Annotated in this window: 1 protein-coding gene; it reads left to right on the top strand. The window is 63.1% G+C overall.

Annotated features, from left to right (window positions below; all coding sequences use genetic code 11):
* On the top strand, positions 1-804 hold an 804-nt coding region (locus ACFFWD_RS36415; RefSeq protein ID WP_376973914.1), incomplete at its 5' end, for an IS110 family RNA-guided transposase.
* Positions 805-1,191 lie beyond the last annotated feature (387 nt).

Genomic DNA, 1,191 nt, shown 5'->3' with positions numbered 1-1,191 from the left:
TATAGCAAGGGACAGAAGAACGACTTCAATGATGCCGAAGCGATTGCCGAAGCCGTGCAGCGCCCGACGATGAAGTTCGTGGCGACCAAGACCGCGGAGCAACTGGATCTGCAGGCGCTGCATCGGGTGCGCGAGCGGTTGGTGTCGCAACGCACCGGCATCATCAACCAGATTCGCGCCTTCATGCTGGAACGCGGGATCGCCGTGCGCCAGGGTATCGGCTTCCTGCGCACGGAACTGCCCACCATCCTTGCGACGCGCGCCGATGCCCTGTCGCCACGCATGTTGCGTGTCATCGAGGCGTTGGCAGGCGACTGGCGCCGGCTGGATCAGCGCATCGATGGCCTATCCGGCGAGATCGAAGCACTGGCCCGTCAAGATCAGGCATGTTCGCGCCTGATGACGGTGCCTGGCATCGGGCCGATCATTTCGAGCGCCATGGTGGCCGCGATCGGCACTGGAGACGTATTCTCCAAAGGCCGCGACTTCGGCGCCTGGCTCGGACTGGTGCCCAAGCAGATCTCGACGGGAGACCGCACGATCCTCGGCAAAATCTCGAGGCGCGGCAATCGCTACCTGCGCGTTCTGTTCGTGCAGGCGGCATGGGTTGTGCTGGTCAGGATAACGAACTGGGAACGTTACGGGCTCAAATCCTGGATCGAAGCCGCCAAGAGGCGGTTGCACCACAACGTGCTCGCGATCGCGCTCGCCAACAAGCTTGCCCGCATCGCCTGGGCGGTGCTGGCTAAAGGACGCGCCTTCGAGCTGACGAGGACCGACGATGCAGGCGTCCGACCCGCTTGATCCTCGCGCCGTGCTCGGCGCGGTCAAGGCGCAGCCTGGCAACGCCGGAGCCAGCCGCAAGCCAAGCGCGACGGCCGGCCTTGACCGCCCCTGCGCGCGACGCGATCGACGTTCTGCGGGCCGGGACGAAGGAACGGCCCTTGGCTCGAACAAAGGAACTGAGCGATATGAGGAGCAAGCGATGACGTAACCCTATCAACAGTTTCCAGCCGAGGTCTGCGAGAGGATGAGACGAGATGGAGGTTCGGTCTTCCCGGCGCATGCGAACACTGGTGACCCAAATGGCCCAATCGAGGCCTGTCCGCTAATGAGAACGCACGCGCGCTGATATCCATGATGGCCCGCAGCAAATGCTCCAATCAAAGGCCGGATACATTGATGCAAGAC

The organism is Bradyrhizobium erythrophlei (assembly GCF_042430365.1).
GTDB classification, from domain to species: Bacteria; Pseudomonadota; Alphaproteobacteria; order Rhizobiales; family Xanthobacteraceae; genus Bradyrhizobium; species Bradyrhizobium erythrophlei.
Note: the sequence above shows the minus strand (reverse complement) of the source record. Positions and strands in the feature narration are given on the sequence as shown.